Consider the following 19195-nt stretch of genomic DNA (forward strand, 5'->3'; position numbering starts at 1 on the left):
ACTGAGGCGTTCGTCACACCTGTGGACGCGCTGTGCCTCGACGAGTCCCGCATGTTGCCGCAGGTGAGGGGGATAGTCGGACAAACATCCACGAGCCGACGTCGTCGCCGGGCGGTGATGAACGACACGGGGTGGCGTCAGTCACCCCGGATCCGTGGTATCGGAGAGTGAGCGTCCGTGCAGGTCAACGGTGACGGCGACGCGTCGTGCGGCGCAGCCTAGGCTCGCTCCTGTGACCGGACGCCCGCCTCCCGTGCTGCTCGTCGTCTGCCTCCTGGTGACCCTCGAGGCCGCCGCCTTCCTCGGGCTCGCCGTCGCGTGGGCAGCGGACGTCGTGCGGGGTGCCGCCACGATGCCGGCCGCGTCCCTGTTCCTCGTCGCCTTCGCCGCCGGGGTCGCGCTCCTGCTCCTGCTCGCAGCACGCGGGCTCTGGCGCGGCCGTCGGTGGGCGCGCTCGCCGGTCATCATGTGGCAGATCCTGCTCGCGGTGCTCGCGATCGGCTGGCTCGGGGCGGACCCGGCGGTGTGGCCCGTCGTGGTGCTGGTCGTCGCGGTGCTGATCGGTGGCGGGCTGCTGCTGCCCTCGGCGGTGGCCGCGACGGCGCGTCGTCAGGATCCGCCGGCGTAGACCTGCACGACGACGGAGTCCCGACCGGCCAGCAGGACGCCTCGTCCGGGAGGTCGGGCGGACGGTTCGACGCACCACGCCGCGCGTGCGCCCACCAGCTCGGCGGACGCGTGGTCGTGCACGTCGAGGACGAGCATGCGTCGTCGGCGGACGAGCGCTGCGACCGTGCCCCGGAACGCCTGGGCGGCGGACGCCGACGTCACGCCGGCGACGAGGCTGACGGACGCGGGCAGCAGGTCGTCGAGCTCGGGGCGGGTGCGCAGCAGGTCGTCCAGGTCGTCGACGAGGAGCACAGCCGCGTCGCCGGCGCTCGCCACCGCCAGGTCCTCCGGCCCCACGTCCTGCACCCCGACCAGCGTGCTGACCGGCGTCCCGGCAGGGTCGACCAGCCGGAGGACGCGCGCACCCGCCCGGGCCAGGGTGCGAGCCACCACGTCCAGCGCCGTGGAGCGGCCGGAACCCGGAGGTCCGGCGACCAGCAGCCCGGGACGCACGTCGACGCGCACGACGCCTGCGTCGTCGCCACCGAGCCCCAGGGGAACCTCGAGGCTGCCCGGCCGGGCGCTCCACCCTCGCGGCGGCTCCGCGCGGTGGGGGAGGGGCCGCACCAGCGTCACCGCCGGGTCCGAGCCGGCCGCCGCGATCGTCGGGGCCCGCACGGGCAGCACCACCTGGCACAGGTCCGCGCCCGTCGCGTGCAGGTGCACGGCCCGGCCGGCGGTCGTCCGCCGACCGGCCAGGGCGGTGGGCACCCCCGCGAGCGCGTCGAGCGCGGCGTCCGCCAGCGGGAGCACCAGGCGCTGGGCGAACGCGCCCGCGTGCTGCACCGCGGACGCTCCGGCGTCCGCTCCGGCCGCGAGCGCCGTGCCCCCGGTGCCCCCGCGCCAGAGGGCGGTCAGCCGGTCGGCGCCCTCGCCCCGCGCGAGCCGTCCGAGCGAGTCGAGGAGCAGGTCGAGGCGATCGACGAGGAGGAGCGCGCGCGGCTGCCGCGTGCCGGCCAGGAGCTCGAGGAGACGAGCCACCGCGCGGGCGTCGTCCGTGTCGAGGACGCTGCCCAGGAGGCCGCGCCCGTCGCCTGCCCGCAGCCGGTCGACGGCCGCCGGGGGAAGGCCGACGGCGTGCACCGACCACCCCCGGTCGAGCGCCTCGAGGCCCGCGACGACCAGCGTCGTGGTGCGGCCGGAGCGAGGGCCGCCCAGGACCAGGAGCGGACCGTCGGAGGGGTCCCACCGCACCGGACCGCGCCGCTGCTCCTCGGGCAGGTCCGCGACGGCGATGCCGAGGCCCGGCCCGACCGGCACGTCGGCGGCCCGGACGACCGCCGGCAGCGCGGGTAGCCAGGGGCAGCCCTCGCCCCGGGGCCGGTCGGCCGTCGCCTGTGCCGCGGCCCGTAGCCACGCCGCGCGCAGGCCGTCGACCTGGGGGACGTCCTGCACCGCCGGCGACCAGGGAGCGCCGTCGTCCGTCCACCCGCGGGCGAGCCGCGCGGCCGGCGCGGCGGACACCTGGACGGGCCGCGCGACCTGGACCGGCTCGAGCGGCCGGGTCCCGCGCCGCACCCAGGCGCGACCAGGGGTCGCCGGGTCGAGGAGCGCGGCGTCCGGGGCGTCCAGCACGTCGGTCGAGTCGGCCGGGTCGGTCACCCGCAGGGCGATGCGCAGGGCGACGTTCGCGCGCAGGTCGGCGCCGACCGCTCCCGCGGGACGCTGCGTGGCGAGCACGAGGTGCACGCCGAGCGCACGGCCCTGCGCGGCGATCCGGGTGAGGGCCGGGGCCGCGTCCGGGACGTCCTCCGTCAGAGCCCTCAGCTCGTCGACCACCACCAGCAGGCGGGGCGGGGTCATGGGGTCGGCGGGGTCGAGCTCCAGGAGGTCGCGAGCGCCCACCGCGGCGAGGATCCCCTCGCGTCGGCGGAGCTCCGCGCGCAGCGAGGCCAGGACCCGACGGGCGTGCGCGGCGTCGAGGTCGGTGACGTGCTCCAGCACGTGGGGGAGCCCGGCCACCGCTCCGAGTCCCGTCCCGCCCTTGAAGTCGACGAGCAGGATCGCCAGCCGGTCCGGCGGGTGGGTCAGCGCGAGCGCGAGGACCAGGGTGGTGAGCAGCTCCGACTTCCCGGCGCCCGTCGTCCCCGCGACCAGCGCGTGCGGTCCGTGGGCGACGAGGTCGACGGAGACGGTCCGTCCGCCGGGGCCCAGCCCGAGCGCCGCGACGAGCCCGCTGCGGATGGTCGACCAGGTCTCGGCCACCTGCCCCGGTGCGGGGACCCCGTCGAGCGCGGCCAGCGACGCCTGCGCGGGGAGGGCGGACTCGTCGCCCGCGCCGGAGGAAGTCATCGCGCGTGCCGCCGCCGCCGCGCGGACCTGCGCCAGGGCGAGCTCGGCGCCGGCCGCCTGCCGGGGGACGTCGTGCACGCTGCCGTCCGCCCCGTGCAGCCGGACCGTGCGCGGTCCCACCTCGAGCCGCGCCCGGCACCATGCGGGAACCGCTGCCGAGGACTCGGCGAGCAGGAGCAGCCGCTGCGACGCGGGCGCCGAGGACCTCCAGCGTGCCAGCGCCGCGGGGTCGGGCGGGTCGTCTGCGACCACGAGCGCCGCACCCGCACCCGGCGGTAGCGGTGCGTCGGGCGTGGTCGCCCAGACGCACCACGACCAGTCCAGCGGCTGGCGGGTCCGGACCGCGAGCGCGGCGGACAGGTGGGTGCCGAGGGCGCCCAGGGCGACGCCGCGGGCGACCGGGAGCGCCAGGGCGCGCGGGCCGACGACCGCCAGGCTGCCCCCGGGGTCCCAGGGCGGGTCGAGCACGACCGGGTCCGTCGCCGTGACCGACGCACGCGTCGTGGCGGCGACCAGCCCGGCGAGGTCGTGCACGGTCGGGTCCTCGCGGACGTCGCGACGTCGCCGCCACCGGGTGCCGGCAGCCGTGCCGACGAGGACGAGGGGCACGGCGAGGCCGGCCAGGAGCAGGACGGGTTGGCGCAGGGCGACGGCGAGGGCGGCCGACCCGACGAGCGGTGCCAGCCACGTGGCTGGTCGGGTGTCGAGGCTCGGCCCGGACGAGTCCTCCTGCGGTGCCGGGTCACGGATCGCACCCCGCAGCGCGAGCGTGGTCGTGCCGAGGCGGAGCGGGCGGTGAGGACGCCAGCGCCGCCACAGCCCGCCCGCACCGAGTCGCACGTGCACGCGGTCACCGCGTCGCCTGACCTGCACCAGGGGGAGCCCGGCATCGTCGACGGCGAGCACAGGGTGGTGCCGCGCGACGCCCGCGGGCGGGCCGATGGTCAGGTGCCCCGTCGTGGGGACCGCCGCCAGGCCGCCGCAGTCCGGACCGGCGACCACGGCGACGAACCAGTCCGCGCCGACGGCGAGCTCCGCGCCCGGTCGGGCTCCCGGCTCGGCACGCAGGACGCAGGCCTCGACGAGCGGCGGCTGGCCGACGACGTGGTGGTCGTCGAGCACGGCGTCCGCGACCGCGGCACGGACACCGGCGCTCGCCCATCCCGCGTACCCGCTGACCCGGGCGAGCGCCGGACGCAGGGCGGTCAGGGCGGTGCCCGGGTCCGCCTCCACGTCGGTCGGGACCAGGCCGTGGCCGCGGGCCGGGTCGGGGTGGAGCACCGTGAAACGCACGGTCCGACCCTGCCGTGGGCACGACGCAGGACCGGCCCGTCCCGGGGTGCTCCGGGGACGAGCCGGTCCGTCCACAGGGCCACCGGTCGGCTGGGCGGCCCAGCGGTGTCAGTCGACCGCGAGCGCCGCGACAGGTGACGTGCGAGCGGCGGCCCGGCCCGGCAGCACCGAGGCGAGCAGGCCGGCGGCCAGCGCGACGACGAGCAGGACGCCCAGGTCGGCCCACGGGACGACGAGGATGACGTCCCCGATCTCCCCGAACGTGATCACCGCTCCGGCCCAGCCGTACAGGAGCCCGAGCCCCGCGCCGAGGACGGCCCCGACGCCGGCGATGAGCATCCCCTCGACCGCGAGCATCACGCGCAGCTGCCGGCGGGAGAGCCCGATCGCCCGCAGCGTCGCCGACTCACGGCGCCGCTCGAGCACCGACAACGACAGCGTGTTGGCCACGCCGATCAGCGCGATCACCACGGCGACGCCGAGCAGACCGACGACGATCGCGAGGAGCGTGTCGATCACGCGCTCGTTGGTCGCGCGCTCCGCTCCGGCGCTGCTCACCTCCGCCGGCGTGTCAGGCAGTGCGGAGCGGACGTCCTGGAGCACGAGTGCCGCGTCGGCACCGGGGTCCAGGGCGACCCACAGCATCGACACGGGGGCCTCCGGGGCGAGCTTCTCGAGGGTCGCCGGGGTCACGAGGCCGTAGAAGCCACCCAGGTCGCTCGAGACCGCCTGCAGGTCGACGGTCGCCCCGCCCGGCACCGGCTCGGGGCCGTCCGCCGTCGAGGAGTACGCACTGACCGGGGTGGTCCCGGCGGTCGCCATGTCTTCCCGCGGCTTCGGCAGCAGCAGCGTGCCGTCGCTCAGCGCGTCAGCGGTGCGCGGGTCGCGCAGGACGGACGTCGTGGAGCCGTCAGCAGGTGCGGCCACGAGGATCCCGTCGCCGTCGATCCACACGGACGCGGTCCGCATCTCGAGCACCGTGGCGACGCCGGTGACCGCGGCGACAGCGTCCGAGACGTCGGCCGGCAGGGCCGCGGTCTCGCCGTACACCGAGCCGTCGACCATGAGGTCCACCGGGTAGTGCTCGTCGAGCTCCTGTGCCAGGGACACCCGGGCGCTCGCGGCGCCGGTGCTCATCATGGCGACGAGCGTCGCGCCGATGAGCAGCGCGGCACTGGTCGCGGCGGTCCTGCGCGGGTTGCGCACGGTGTTCGCCGCGGCGAGCCGGGCGCTGGTGCCGGTGCTCGCCAGCGCGCGCCCCACCCAGGACACGACCTTCGGCACCCAGAACACCGCACCGACCAGCACGCCGACGAACGACAGCCCGCCGGCGAGCGCTCCGACGCCCAGGAGGAGCGTGGGGTCGGCCCGACCGCTGCTGGACAGCACGGTGGCGAGGAGCATGACCCCGACACCCCCGAGCGTGAGCAGCAGCGACAGCGCCAGCCGGACCCGGCCGGCGCGGGCGCCGACCGCCGGGGCCTCCGCCGGGCGCAGCGCCGCGATCGGGGACACCCGCGTCGCCTCCCGGGCGGGCACCAGCGACGCGAGCACGGTGACGACGGTGCCGACGAGGAGCGGGAGCAGCACGACCGGCGGGGTCACCTGGATGGTGGACGGCAGCGGCACACCGAGGTCGAGACGGCCCAGCACCATCAACGCCGACTGGCCGAGCACGAGGCCGAGGACCAGTCCGGCGACCGACGCGGCGACCCCGAGGATCGTCGCCTCCAGCAGCACGGAGCGCCGCAGCTGTCCCTTGCCGGCGCCGACGCAGCGCAGGAGGGCGAGCGTGCGGGTGCGCTGCGCGACCAGCACCTGGAACGTGTTCGCGATGACCAGGGCGGCGACGAGCAGCGCCACCGCGGCGAACCCGAGGACGACCGTGACGAGCACGTTCCCGCCGTCGGAGAACTCCGAGACGGCCTCCTGGGCGGCCTCGTCCCTGGTGAGGGCCTCGGCGCCGGGCGCGAGCGGGCCGACGGCGTCCAGCAGGGCCGTGGCAGCGACACCCGGGGCGGCGGCGACGAGGGTCGTCGAGCCGAGCTCGGTCAGCGACTCGACACCGCTCCAGCGCAGGGCGTCGGCAGGGGTCACGAGACCCGCGCCGCCGCTCTGCGACCAGGCAGAACCCGGGTCGGAGGCGATTCCCGTCACGACCACGTCCTCGTCGACCGTCCGCCAGACCTCCTCGCCGTCCTCGCGGGGCGGCGTGGGTTCGGCCGTCGCGTCGTCGGCGGGCTCGGACGTGGTCCAGCGGACCTGCACGCGGTCACCGACACCGACCCCGAGGGCCTCCGCGGTCGCGATCGGCAGGGCGATCTCGCCGCTGGCGGCGGGTACGGCGCCGTCCTCGACCACCAGCGAGCTCAGCCGCGGCTCGTCGGAGGTGGGCAGCATCAGCTGCCAGCGGCTCGTGCCGCCCTTGCGGACCTCGATGCCGGTGGGGGCCAGGACGTCCGCGGCCAGGACGTCCGGCAGGGCGCGCACCGCGTCGAGCTCGTCGTCGGTCACGTCGCCGCTCAGGACCACGTCGGCGTCGGCGAGCGTCGCGGTGACGGCGTCGTAGCCGGTCCGGGTCATCACGTTCCCGGCGATCAGGGTGGTCGCGACGAACGCCGTGCCGATCGCGATGGCGACGGCCGCGGCGGTCAGCCGGCCGAGGCTGAGGCGCATCTGCGCCCAGGTGAGCCGCAGCATCAGAGGGCCGCCTGGTCGAGCGTGCGGAGGGCCTCGAGGCCGGTGAGGACGGACTCCGGGGTCGGGTCGGCGATGTCGCCGGCGATCCGCCCGTCCGCCAGCAGCACCACGCGGTCCGCGTACGCCGCGGCCGTCGGGTCGTGCGTGACCATGATGATCGTGCGCCCCAGCTCGCGCACGGACCGGCGCAGGAAGCTCAGCACCTCGGCACCCGACCGGGAGTCCAGGTTGCCGGTGGGCTCGTCGGCGAAGACGACCTCGGGCTTCGCGATGAGCGCGCGCGCGATCGCCACCCGCTGCTGCTGGCCACCGGACAGCTCCGACGGCCGGTGCGTCAGGCGCTGGCCGAGCCCGAGGGTGGACACGAGGGTGTCGAACCACGCGCGGTCCACCGTGGTGCCGGCGAGCTCGAGCGGCAGCAGGATGTTCTGCTCGGCCGTGAACATGGGCAGCAGGTTGAAGCTCTGGAAAACGAACCCGACGCGGTCGCGGCGCAGGCGGGTCAGCGCGGTGTCGTCGAGCGCCGTGATCTCGGTGGCGCCGAGCCGCGCGGTGCCCGCCGTGGCCCCGTCGAGACCCGCCAGGACGTGCATCAGGGTCGACTTGCCGGAGCCGGACGGACCCATGATCGCGGTGAACGCGCCGGCCGCGAAGTCGACGTCGACCCCGTCGAGCGCACGGACCTCGGCGGCACCCTGGCCGTAGACCTTGGTGAGCGACCGGGCGCTCACGGCGACCGGTGACCCGCCCGGCACGCGCGGCTGGTCCTCGTCGAGCGGGCGGAAGACGGTGGTGTCCACGGAGGGGCTCCTTCGGGTGCGGTGATGACGTGCTCGACGCTACGGACGCACGCCGGGGCCGCACATCAGGCCCCGGACGGGTCGTCGGTCATCCCGTGGTCCGACTAGGACCCCGGCCGCACCAGACCGGTCTCGTACGCCATCACGACGGCCTGCACCCGGTCCCGGACGTGCAGCTTGGCGAGGATGCGGCCCACGTGCGTCTTGACCGTGGCCTCGGCGACGAAGAGGTCGGCGCCGATCTCCGTGTTCGAGCGACCCCGCGCCATCAGCACGAGCACCTCGCGCTCGCGGTCGGTGAGGTCCGCGACGGCGAGACGCGCGGGGTCGGTCGGGCCGCCGGGCTCGTCGGGCGGGAGGGCGGTGACGAGGTGCTCCAGGAGCCGCTTGGTGCTCGACGGCGCGATGACGGCGTCGCCCTGGTGCACGGTCCGGATGGCGGCGAGCATCTCCTCCGGGGGCGCGTCCTTGAGCAGGAACCCGCTCGCGCCCGCCCGGATGGCGGCCAGGACGTACTCGTCGAGGTCGAACGTGGTCAGCACGATCACGCGGGGGGCCGGGATCTCGTCGGTCGACCGCGCGGTGATCTGCGCGGTCGCGGTCAACCCGTCCATCGTGGGCATGCGGACGTCCATGAGCACGACGTCGACCGGCCCGGTGGCGGTCCGCGCCGCCGGCGCCAGGGCGCGCACGGCCTGGGCCCCGTCGCCCGCCTCGAGCACGACCTCGAGGTCCGCCTGCGAGTCGATGACCATGCGGAACCCGGCCCGGACCAGCTGCTGGTCGTCGACCAGGGCGACGCGGATCGTCTCGCCGCTCATCGGGACGCCTCGTCCGGGGTGCTCGGCACGGGTGTGGTCCTCTCGTCGGTGGATGTGCTGGGGGATGCTGCTTCGGTCGGGGTGGGCAGCTCGGCGCGGACGCGGAAGCCACCGCCCGGGCGAGGGCCGGCGCTGATCGTGCCCCCGAACATCGTGGTGCGCTCGCGCATGCCGACGAGCCCCTGACCGAGCCCGTCGGAGTCCGCCGACGCGCCTCGCCCGTCGTCGCTGACCTCGAGCACGATGGCGTCGGGGAGCCACTGGACGAGCACGGTGACCTTGGGATCGGGACCGGCGTGCTTGAGCACGTTGGTCAGGGACTCCTGGGCGATCCGGTAGACCGTCAGGCCCGCGCCGGGAGGCAGGTTCCGCGGCTCGCCCATGCGCACCAGGGAGGCGCGCAGCCCGCTGGCCCGGACCTGCTCGACCAGCGCGCCGACGTCGGACTCGGCAGGCTGCGGGGCGAAGCCCTGGCTCGTGGCGTGGCTCAGCCCGCCCGGGCCGGGGAGCACGGGGACGGCGCCCGTCGAGGGGGGAGGCTCGGAGCCGCCCCGCAGCACGCCGAGCAGCCGCCGCATGTCGGTGAGAGCGGCTCGGCCGGTCTCGGCGATCGTGCTGAGCGCCCTCGTCGCGGCCGCGGGGTCGGCGTCGGCCGCGTACCGGCCACCGTCCGCCTGGGCGATCATGACGGTGAGCGAGTGGGCGACGATGTCGTGCATCTCCCGGGCGATCCGGGCCCGTTCGGCCGCGGTCGCGATCTGGGACTGCTGGTCGCGCTCGACCTCGAGCCGCTCGGCCCGGTCGACCAGCGCCTCGATGGTCTCCCGGCGCGAGCGCCGGACGAGCCCGAACGCCCACACCGTGAGGGCGAGGACACCGGTGAAGATCGCGGTCGACGCGGCTCCCGGGGCGTCGAACCACCCGTTCATCGCGATGCCGAGCAGGACCGAGCCGACAAGCGTGCTGACCATCGCGACGCGGTGCGCCCACCGCGGGCCGTGCACCGTGACGGAGTACAGCGAGAGCAGGACGGCCAGGTCGGCGGGGACGACGAGCGGGGCGAAGAACGCCAGCTGGAGCAGGGCGGCCGAGTAGACGGCGACCGCGGAGGCGGTCGGCCGGACCCGCCGCCAGGCCAGGGGAGCGACCACCAGCATGGAGATCAGCGGGGTGGCGAGGGTGCGGGTGGCGTTCGCCGCGGCGCTGTTGATGTCCGTCGACGTCGCCGCCATGAGCAGCAGCAGGAACCCGGTGCCGGTCGCGTCGACCGCGAACCGGTGCGCCTCCTCCCACCGCAGCAGGCGTTCCCATCTCGTCACCCCACGAGGGTAGGCGCGCGGCCGTGCCACGACGTGCCCCCGCAGGACGACCCCGCTCCCGTCATGGTCCGTCTGGAGGGGCACCCGGTTCACGGGAACATGTGGGCGCGCCCCCCTGGCGGTCAAGACCGTCCCATGACCTAGCATGGGCGAATGACCCAGGTGCTGCTGGCCGAGGACGATCCCGCGATTGCCGAGCCTTTGGCCCGCGCCCTCGGGCGTGAAGGTTACGACGTGCGCGTGCAAGGTACTGGTCAAGGTGCGATCGACGGCGCCGCGGCGGCTGACCTGGTCGTCCTCGACCTGGGCCTGCCCGACATGGACGGCCTCGACGTCGCGCGCGCGATCCGCAACCTCGGCCTGACCACCCCCCTGCTCGTGCTGACGGCCCGCGCCGACGAGGTCGACCTCGTGGTCGGGCTCGACGCCGGTGCCGACGACTACGTGACCAAGCCGTTCCGGCTCGCCGAGCTGCTGGCGCGCGTCCGGGCGCTGCTGCGCCGCAGCGTCGGGGACCCGGGCGACGAGGACGAGCTGCACGCGCAGAACGTCCGCGTCGACGTCGCCGCGCACCGCGCGTTCCAGGGCGAGCGGGAGCTGCACCTGACCGCCAAGGAGTTCGACCTGCTGCGGGTGCTCGTCGGGGCGGCCGGCACCGTCGTCGCGCGCGAGACCCTCATGCGCGAGGTCTGGGGCTCGGACCCGACGGGCTCGACCAAGACGCTCGACATGCACGTCTCCTGGCTGCGCCGCAAGCTCGGCGACGACGCCAACGCCCCGCGCTACGTCACGACGGTGCGCGGCATGGGCTTCCGGTTCGAGACGGGCGGCGCGAGCGCCGAGCGGGGCTGAGCCTTGCGTCGTCGCGTCCTGCAGGCGACGATCGCCGCGGTCACCGTCGCGGTGGTCCTGCTCGGCTTCCCGCTCGCGTTCCTCGGCGCCCAGCTGGTCCGGGAGAACGAGATGCAGGCGCTGTCCGCGCGCGCCGAGTCGGCCGCTCGGGCCGTCGACTTCCGCGTCGAGCAGGACGTCGACCTCACGGACCGGATGCTCGAGAACTACACCGGCGACGTGGGGGAGATCCCGGCCTCCGTGATCGTCCGCACCCCCGACGGCGAGATCTACCAGGCGGGAGACCGGATCCAGGGCCGCTCGCTGTCGGTGGAGGAGGCGTCCGACACCGGCGCGACGGTCACGCTGTACGTGTCGTGGTGGGACGTCTTCTGGCTCAGCGCCCGCGTGATCGCGCTCGTGGTGGTCGCGGCCGTCGTCGCGTTCGCCGCCGGTATCGCGATGGCGATCTGGCAGGCCAACCGCCTGACCGCGCCGCTCGTCTACCTGGCGGCGTCCGCGGAGCAGCTCGGCGCCGGCCAGGTGCGGCCACGCCTCGAGCCGTCCGGCGTCGAGGAGATCGACCTCGTCGCCGCCGAGCTCGCGCGCAGCGCGGACCGGATGGCCGCGCGGCTGGCGGCCGAGCGACAGTTCGCCTCCGACGCCTCCCACCAGCTGCGCACCCCGCTCACGGCGCTGTCCATGCGGCTCGAGGAGATCATGGTCGCCACGGACGACCCCGACGTGAGCGAGGAGGCCCGGATCTCGCTCGAGCAGGTCGAGCGGCTCGTGCGGGTCGTCGACGACCTGCTGGCCAGCTCCCGCAGGCTGCAGGGCGGCACGACCGAGGCCGTGCGCCTGCTGGAGGTCGTCCACCAGCAGGAGGAGGAGTGGCAGCCGACGTTCCTCGCGTCGGGACGGCGTCTGGTCGTCGACGTCGACCGCTCGACCCAGGTGCTCGCGACGCCGGGGGCGCTCGCCCAGGTGATCGCGACGCTCATCGAGAACTCCCTGCGGCACGGTGCCGGCACCACGACCGTGCGCTCCCGGCCGAGCGGGCCGTCGGGCGCGGTGGTCGTCGAGGTGGCCGACGAGGGTGCCGGCGTGCCGGACGACCTGGCCCCGCGGATCTTCGAGCGCGAGGTGACGTCCGGGAAGGGCACCGGCCTCGGCCTCGCGCTCGCCCGCGACCTGGCGTCCGCCGACGGGGGGCGGCTCGAGCTGGCCCAGCGTCGGCCGGCCGTGTTCGCGCTGTTCCTCTCGGGCGTGCCGGCCTCGATGCGGCCCGACGTCGTGCTCCCGCTGGGTGCGGTGGTCTCGGCGCGGATGGACCGGCGCCGACGATGACCGATCCGGGCGGTATCACCCGGACCGTCGCCCAGGGACGGGCGACCGCCCAGTAATCTGGGACGCCACCTGGCCGACGAGCACCGCAGGAGAGCACAGCCGTGTACCGCATCACACCCGCGACGCAGGACTACGCGTGGGGCTCGACGACGGCCATCCCGGACGCGCTCGCGAGGATCCCGGACGGTCGCCCGGTGGCGGAGGCGTGGTTCGGCGCCCACACGCGCGCGCCCGCCGTCGCGGAGACGGCCGACGGCCCGGTGCCGCTCGACCAGCTCATCGCCGCGGACCCCGACCTCCACCTGGGCGCCGACGTCGCCTCCCGGTTCCGCTCGCAGCTGCCCTACCTGCTCAAGATCATCGCCGCGGACGCCCCGCTGTCGCTGCAGGTGCACCCCGCCATCGAGCGCGCCCGCGCCGGCTTCGCGCGCGAGGAGGCCGCGGGCGTCCCCGTCGACGCGCCCGAGCGCAGCTACCGCGACGCGAACCACAAGCCGGAGCTGGTGTACGCACTGACCCGGCTCGACGCGATGGTCGGCTTCCGGGCGCCTCGCCGGGCCGCCGAGCTCCTCGCCGAGCTGGACGCGCCCCTCGCGGCCGACCTGCACGCGCTGCTGGTGGACGACCCGACGTCCACCGGCGTGCGCGGGGCGTTCGAGTGGCTCCTGCTCCCCGACACGCGCCCGTCGGCGGCCGACGTCGCCAAGTTCGCCGACGCCTGCGCCCGGCGGCTCGCGGAGGGGTCGCCGTCGCCGCGCACCGACCGCACGGTCATCCGCCTCGCGGCCGCCTACCCGGGCGACCCCGGCGCGGTCACGTCCGTGCTCCTCAACCCGGTGACGCTCCGCCCCGGGGAGGCGCTGTTCATCCCGGCCGGCGCGGTGCACGCCTACCTGCGCGGCGTCGGGGTCGAGATCATGGCCAACTCGGACAACGTGCTCCGCGCGGGCCTGACCACGAAGCACGTCGACGTCGCCGAGCTGCTGAGCAACGTGGACTGCGTCGCCGCACCGCCGATCCGGATCGCCCCCGAGCGCGTCTTCACGTCGACCCGCATCTACTACGCGCCGGTCGACGACTTCGAGCTGTCCGTGACGCGTCTGACCGACGAGGGGCCCATCCGCATCCCCGGCCGCGGACCCCGGATCATGCTCTGCCTCGAGGGCGAGGCCGAGCTCTCGACCGGGTCCGGCCAGTCGTTCTCGCTCACCCGGGGGCAGTCGGCGTTCGTGCTGGCGACGGACGGGCACGTGACCGCCGCGGGCGACGCCCTGGTCGTGCAGGCCGACGTCCCCTGAGCTCGGCGCAGGACCGCGCGTGGCCGGTCGCGCCCGGCGGCGTGGGTAGAGTTGACCAGGTGTCGTCGCCGCGTGCCCTCCCTTCCCGGACGGAGCGCACGACCCCTCCACGCCGGCGCTCCCCGGCCGTGCACCCCTCGACGCAGCCGTCCGACGGACGCTGTCGCGTGCCGTCCACGGCGGCGGGCGTCCCCTCGGTGCGTGGGAGACTCTGACGCAGTTTTTTGATCGCCACACCATCCGACCCACATTCCTAGATTGGCTGCCACGATGAAGAAGGCACTCGTCACCGGTATCACCGGGCAGGACGGTTCGTACCTGGCCGAGCTCCTGCTTCAGAAGGGCTACGAGGTGCACGGGATCGTGCGCCGGTCGAGCACGTTCGGCACGGACCGCATCGAGCACCTGTACAAGGACCCGCACGACCCCGAGGCGCGGCTGTTCATCCACTACGGCGACCTCGCCGACGGCACCGGTCTGCGCCAGATCGTCGAGAAGGTGCAGCCCGTCGAGGTGTACAACCTCGGGGCCCAGTCGCACGTCGGGGTGTCCTTCTTCCAGTCCGAGTACACGGCCGACGTGGACGGGCTCGGCACGCTGCGGCTGCTCGAGGCGATCCGGGACTACTCGCAGCGCACCGACCGCCAGGTCCGGTACTACCAGGCGGGCACCTCGGAGCAGTTCGGGGCCACGCCGCCGCCGCAGTCCGAGACCTCGGTGATGCACCCCCGCAGCCCGTACGCGGTGGCCAAGCTGTACGCCTACTGGCAGACCATCAACTACCGCGAGTCCTACGGGCTCTTCGCCTCGAACGGCATCCTGTTCAACCACGAGTCGGAGCGCCGCGGCGAGACCTTCGTCACGCGCAAGATCACGCGTGCGGCCACGCGCATCTCCCTCGGTCTGCAGGAGAAGCTCTATCTCGGCAACCTCGACGCCAAGCGCGACTGGGGCCACGCCCGGGACTACGTCGAGGCGATGTGGCTGATCCTCCAGCACGACACTCCGGACGACTTCGTGATCGCGACGGGCCAGATGTACTCCGTCCGGGAGTTCGTCGAGAAGGTCTTCGGACGCCTCGGCCTCGACTGGGAGCAGTACGTCGAGGTCGACCCCCGCTACTTCCGGCCCGCCGAGGTCGAGGCGCTGCAGGGCGACGCGACGAAGGCGCGGACGGTGCTCGGCTGGCAGCCGAAGGTCGGCATCGACGAGCTCGTGCAGCTCATGGTGGACAACGACCTGGAGCTCGCCCGCCAGGAGCGCACGCTGCGCGACGCCGGACACGTCGTCGCGGCGCGGTCCGGGGCCAACGATTGACGCGCCGGATCTACGTCGCGGGCCACACGGGGCTCGTCGGGTCGGCCCTGGGTCGGGCCGTGCGCTCCCGTGGGGACGTCTGTGCCCAGGGCGAGGAGCGGGTCGACTTCCGGGACCGTGAGGCGACGTTCGCCGCCATCGCGGCCGGCCGGCCGGACGTGGTCGTCCTCGGGGCCGGGCGGGTGGGCGGTCTCGGTGCCAACCTGGCGCGCCCGGTCGAGTTCCTCGACGAGAACCTGCGCATCCAGGGCAACGTGCTCGCGGCGAGCCTCGCGGCAGGCGTCGAGCGGCTCCTGTTCGTCGGCAGCGCCAACGCGTACCCGGCGGCCGCGCCGCAGCCGATCTCGGAGGACGCCCTCGAGACCGCGGAGCTGGACCCGTCGACCCGGCCGTACGGCCTGGCCAAGCTGGTGGGGGCGCGGCTGTGCGAGGCGTACAGCGCCCAGCACGGCGTCACGTACCACTCCGTGATGCCGTGCAACCTGTACGGCCCGGGCGACCGGTTCGACCTCGCGACGGCCCACGTCGTGGCCGCGACGCTGCGCCGGTTCGGGGATGCGGTCGCCGACGGCCGCGAGCAGGTCGTCGTGTGGGGCTCGGGCAGTCAGCGGCGGCAGCTGATGCACGCGGACGACCTCGCGGCGGCGTGCCTGGTGCTCCTGGACCAGGAGCACCCCCCGTCGGTCGTGAACGCGGGACCGCGGGGCGACACGTCCGTCCGCGAGATCGCCGAGCTCGCAGCGGGCATCGTCGGATTCGACGGTGAGATAGCCTTCGATGCCACCAAGCCCGAGGGTGTCCTGCGGCGCGAGCTCGACACGAGCCGGATCCATGACCTCGGCTGGACTCCTCAGCACTCGCTCGAGGACGGCATGCGCTCGACGTGGCAGTGGTACGTGGAGCAGGAACGACGAGCCCCGATGACGGAGACCTTTGCATGACGGCGTCACCCCGAGACATCCGCTATTCCCTGTCGCAGTCGTCCTGGGACGACGCCGAGTACGCCGCTCTGCAGCGCGTCATCGCCAGCGGCCAGTTCACGATGGCGAACGAGACCCTCGAGTACGAGCGGGTGTTCGCCGAGTACCTGGGCACGCCCTACTGCGTGGCCGTGAACTCCGGCAGCACCGCGAACCTCCTCATGGCCGCCGCCCTGCGCTACCGCAAGGTGAACCCCCTCCAGCCGGGCGACGAGGTGATCGTCCCCGCGGTGTCGTGGCCGACCACCTACTACCCGCTGAGCCAGTACGGGCTGCACCTGAAGTTCGTGGACATCGACGCCGAGACGCTGAACTACGACCTGGACGCGCTCGAGGCCGCCATCAGCGACCGCACGCGGCTGGTCATGGTGGTGAACCTCCTCGGCAACGCGAACGACTTCGACCGCATCCGCGCCATCTGCGAGCCGCGCGGCATCGAGTTCATCGAGGACAACTGCGAGTCGCTCGGTGCGACCTTCGGTGACCGCCAGTGCGGGACCCACGGTGTGATGGGCAGCTTCAGCGGCTTCTTCTCGCACCACATCTCCACCATGGAGGGCGGCGTCATCTGCACCGCCGACGAGGAGCTGTACCACATCCTCCTCACGCTGCGGGCGCACGGCTGGACGCGCAACCTGCCCAAGTTCAACCACGTGACGGGCGAGAAGAGCGACGACCCCTTCGAGGAGTCGTTCAAGTTCGTGCTGCCCGGGTACAGCGTCCGGCCGCTCGAGATGAGCGCCGCCGTCGGGATCGAGCAGATCGCCAAGCTGCCCGGGTTCGTGGCGGACCGCCGGCGCAACGCCACCCAGTACCTCGAGCTCATGTCCCGCTACCCGCAGTTCATCGTGCAGCGGGAGATCGGCGAGTCGAGCTGGTTCGGCTTCAGCATGGTGGTGCGTCCCGACGCGCCGTTCGGCCGAGCCGACGTGGTCCGGGCGCTGCAGGCCGCCGGCGTGGAGTGCCGTCCGATCGTCGCCGGCAACTTCGCGAAGAACCCGGTCATGCGGTGGCTCGACCACTCGGTGCACGGCGAGCTCAGCAACGCGGACCTCATCGACACGAACGGCCTGTTCGTCGGCAACCGGGAGGGCGAGCTCGGCGCCGAGCTGTCCCTGCTGGCGACGGTGCTGGACGAGCTGGTCGGGGCGTGACCGCCACGGCGCGCCCGAACGTCCTGGTCGACATGCTGTTCTGGACCGGGACGAAGGGCGGGATCGAGACCTACGCGCGCGAGCTCTACTCCGCGCTGCGGGACACCGACCGGTACACGTTCACGGCCCTCGGCAGCACCGAGTTCGTCGCGTCGGACCCGGACTGGTTCCCGGGCCGCGTGGTCGACTCGGGCATCAGCGGCAACATCCTCGGCCTCAACCGCTTCCGGTGGTCCTGGGCCGAGCTCCAGGGCGTGTCGCGCTGGGCCGACCGGCTGGGTGCGGACCTGATCCACTGCCCGTCGCTGCTGGGCCCCCGCCGCTCGTCGGTCCCGACGGTGGTGTCGATGCACGACCTGCTCTACTGGACGAACCCGGAGCACATGCCGTCGCAGCTCTTCGTGAAGCCTGCGCAGTGGATGGAGTCCATGGTCGCGAAGAACGCGACCCGGATGATCACGATCAGCGAGTCCTCGGCCCGCGACATCGACAAGCACCTGCACTACCCCCGGGAGCGGCTCGACGTGATCCCGCTCGCGGGATCCGTCCGCGAGGCCGCCGCACGGCTGCGGACCAGCACGCCGGAGAACGTCATCCTGGCGACCGGGAACCGGCTGGGGCACAAGAACTGGGGCTCGCTCATCCGGGCGCTGCCCCTGGTGCCCGAGGACGTCCGGCCGCGCCTCGTGATCACCGGCAGCAAGGGCGACGACCCGCTCATCCCGATCGTCGACGAGGTGGGGATGCAGGACTGGGTGGACCTGCGCGGCTGGGTCACGACCGAGGAGATGGACCACCTGCTCGCCAGCGCGGCGGCGCTCGCGATCCCCTCGTTCCACGACGGCTTCTGCCTCCCGGCGCTCGACGCGATGCTCATCGGGCTGCCGGTCCTGCTCAGCGACATCCCGGTGTACCGCGAGGTCGGGGGCGACGCCGCGATCTACGTCGACCCGCACTCGCTGCAGTCCATCGCGGACGGCATGACGATCGTCGCCACCGACCCGGACCGCATGCGCCGGGCGGCGGAGCTCGGGCGGGACCAGGCGGCACGGTTCTCGTGGGAGTCCACGGCGGCCCGCACGCTCGACGTCTTCGACAAGGCCCTGGCTCCGACCGCATGAGCGAGGTCGTGCAGTCGGCGCCGCTCCGCCGGCTGTCCGTGCTGTCCCTGCTCGGGGGTGCTGCCTCCGGCGCCGGGATGTTCGCGCTCACGATCGTCGTCGCCCGGTCGCTGAGCCCGAGCGGGTTCGCGGACTTCGGGTTCTTCCTGGCGCTGTCCCAGGTGTGGTTCATCCTTGCCGTCGCGGGCCTGGAGCTCGCGGCGCCCCGGCTCCTCGCGCGGCAGCCCGCGGACCAGCGCGGGGTCGTCGTCGGCAGCGTCCTGACCGTGGCGTCGGTCCTGGCGGTCGTCGGGCTCGTCGTCGCCGTGGTCGCCTCGGAGCCGATCGCGCAGCTGACCCGGTCCACGCAGCTGCTCGTGCTGCTGGCCGCCGCGTTCGGGATGGCCACCGGGTGGCGGGCGGTGGTGGAGCGGCTGACGGCCGCCCTCGGCAGGGTCGGCGCCGTCGCGGTGGTCAAGGTCGTCGAGGCTGGCCTCATCGTCGTCGGCGCCCTCGTGGCCGTGCTGGTCCTGGGCACGCCGGCCTGGAGCACGTTCTCGATCCTCGTCGTCGTCGCGGCACTGCTCGCGGTCGGTGCGTACGTCGCGCTCGTCCGCCACCAGACCGCTCCGTGGCACACGACCTCGCAGACCCGCCGGCAGCTGATCTCGTTCGCCCGGTACGCCGCGCCGACCACCGTCTTCGCGGTCGCGATCATGTACATCGACAAGTTCACCCTGCGGATCGGCGGGACCGACCTGGAGTACGCGCAGTACTCGGCGTACTTCTCGGGCACGGTCCTCATCGCGGTGCAGGCGGTGTTCGTGCTGCAGAGCATCGTGCTGCCGGCCACCGTGCGGGCCGCGTCCGGAGTGACGGTCCGCCGGCAGATCATGCGGCTCCTGCCGGCGCTCGTCCTCGGGCTCCCGGTCCTCTACCTGTGCTCGGGCTGGGTCGTGCTCCAGGTCCTGGGCCCCAACTACGACTACGTGCTCGCCCAGGGCGCCCTCTTCGCCGGGTGGGCGACGCTCTACACGATCAACATCCTGTGCATGACCGCGTGCGTCGGCCGGGCGTCCCGTGCGATGCGCCGCGAGTCGATGGTGCTGGTGGCCCGGGTGGTCCTCGCCGTCCTGGCGCTGGGCGGCCTGGTCCTCACCGACCAGATCAGCATCACGACGGTCGTGACCGTGATGGTGCTGCTCGAGCTGCTCGAGACCGTCAACGTCATGACGATGATGCGGCGCTACCTCGTCTGAGGCGTGCCGTCCGAC

The 19195-nt window shown here is 74.1% G+C and carries 14 protein-coding genes; 9 read left to right on the forward strand and 5 right to left on the reverse strand.

Going from position 1 to position 19195, the window contains the following annotated elements:
* Positions 1-232: 232 nt before the first annotated feature.
* Positions 233-628: a hypothetical protein gene (locus CTE05_RS05895; protein ID WP_146845190.1), complete on the forward strand. Its 396-nt coding sequence runs from the start codon at positions 233-235 to the stop codon at positions 626-628.
* Here the strand turns inward: CTE05_RS05895 and CTE05_RS05900 are convergent.
* The 5 genes from CTE05_RS05900 to CTE05_RS05920 form a co-directional block, all read right to left on the reverse strand.
* Positions 610-4254, reverse strand: coding sequence for an FtsK/SpoIIIE domain-containing protein (locus CTE05_RS05900; RefSeq protein WP_146845191.1), 3645 nt, complete (start codon positions 4252-4254; stop codon positions 610-612). The two genes, CTE05_RS05895 and CTE05_RS05900, sit on opposite strands and share 19 nt — an antisense overlap.
* Before the next feature lie 108 nt (positions 4255-4362).
* Positions 4363-6954, reverse strand: a complete 2592-nt coding sequence (locus CTE05_RS05905) for an ABC transporter permease (protein ID WP_146845192.1) — start codon at positions 6952-6954, stop codon at positions 4363-4365.
* Complete coding sequence (locus tag CTE05_RS05910; protein WP_146845193.1) at positions 6954-7754, reverse strand: ABC transporter ATP-binding protein; 801 nt, start codon at positions 7752-7754, stop codon at positions 6954-6956. The genes CTE05_RS05905 and CTE05_RS05910 overlap by 1 nt, the downstream gene beginning before the upstream one ends.
* 104 nt (positions 7755-7858) lie before the next feature.
* Positions 7859-8575: a response regulator gene (locus tag CTE05_RS05915; protein ID WP_146845194.1), complete on the reverse strand. Its 717-nt coding sequence runs from the start codon at positions 8573-8575 to the stop codon at positions 7859-7861.
* Positions 8572-9894: a sensor histidine kinase gene (locus CTE05_RS05920; RefSeq protein ID WP_146845195.1), complete on the reverse strand. Its 1323-nt coding sequence runs from the start codon at positions 9892-9894 to the stop codon at positions 8572-8574. The genes CTE05_RS05915 and CTE05_RS05920 overlap by 4 nt, the downstream gene beginning before the upstream one ends.
* Positions 9895-10047: 153 nt before the next feature.
* On the opposite strand from CTE05_RS05920, the gene CTE05_RS05925 reads away from it, so the two are divergent.
* The 8 genes from CTE05_RS05925 to CTE05_RS05960 all read left to right on the forward strand — a co-directional run bounded on the left by CTE05_RS05925 (position 10048) and on the right by CTE05_RS05960 (position 19180).
* Positions 10048-10746: a response regulator transcription factor gene (locus CTE05_RS05925; RefSeq protein WP_056585365.1), complete on the forward strand. Its 699-nt coding sequence runs from the start codon at positions 10048-10050 to the stop codon at positions 10744-10746.
* 3 nt (positions 10747-10749) lie between these two features.
* Complete coding sequence (locus CTE05_RS05930) at positions 10750-12072, forward strand: sensor histidine kinase (protein WP_146845196.1); 1323 nt, start codon at positions 10750-10752, stop codon at positions 12070-12072.
* Positions 12073-12173: 101 nt separating this feature from the next.
* Positions 12174-13370 (forward strand): mannose-6-phosphate isomerase, class I, encoded by a 1197-nt coding sequence (manA, locus tag CTE05_RS05935; RefSeq protein ID WP_146845197.1) that lies wholly within the window; start codon positions 12174-12176, stop codon positions 13368-13370.
* Between the two features lie 270 nt (positions 13371-13640).
* The gene (gene gmd / locus CTE05_RS05940; RefSeq protein ID WP_146845198.1) at positions 13641-14687 is read left to right on the forward strand and encodes a GDP-mannose 4,6-dehydratase; all 1047 of its coding nucleotides are present in this window, start codon (positions 13641-13643) and stop codon (positions 14685-14687) included.
* Positions 14684-15628 (forward strand): GDP-L-fucose synthase family protein, encoded by a 945-nt coding sequence (locus CTE05_RS05945; protein WP_146845199.1) that lies wholly within the window; start codon positions 14684-14686, stop codon positions 15626-15628. The genes gmd and CTE05_RS05945 overlap by 4 nt, the downstream gene beginning before the upstream one ends.
* Positions 15625-16821: a DegT/DnrJ/EryC1/StrS family aminotransferase gene (locus CTE05_RS05950; RefSeq protein WP_146845200.1), complete on the forward strand. Its 1197-nt coding sequence runs from the start codon at positions 15625-15627 to the stop codon at positions 16819-16821. Before CTE05_RS05945 ends, CTE05_RS05950 begins: the two co-directional genes overlap by 4 nt.
* Positions 16818-17942 carry a glycosyltransferase family 4 protein gene (locus CTE05_RS05955; protein ID WP_146845201.1) on the forward strand — a complete coding sequence of 375 codons (1125 nt, stop codon included), beginning with the start codon at positions 16818-16820 and terminating at the stop codon, positions 17940-17942. Before CTE05_RS05950 ends, CTE05_RS05955 begins: the two co-directional genes overlap by 4 nt.
* Positions 17939-19180, forward strand: coding sequence for an oligosaccharide flippase family protein (locus tag CTE05_RS05960; RefSeq protein WP_146845202.1), 1242 nt, complete (start codon positions 17939-17941; stop codon positions 19178-19180). Before CTE05_RS05955 ends, CTE05_RS05960 begins: the two co-directional genes overlap by 4 nt.
* Positions 19181-19195: the final 15 nt, after the last annotated feature.

This window comes from Cellulomonas terrae, from assembly GCF_007990265.1.
Lineage (GTDB): Bacteria > Actinomycetota > Actinomycetes > Actinomycetales > Cellulomonadaceae > Cellulomonas > Cellulomonas terrae.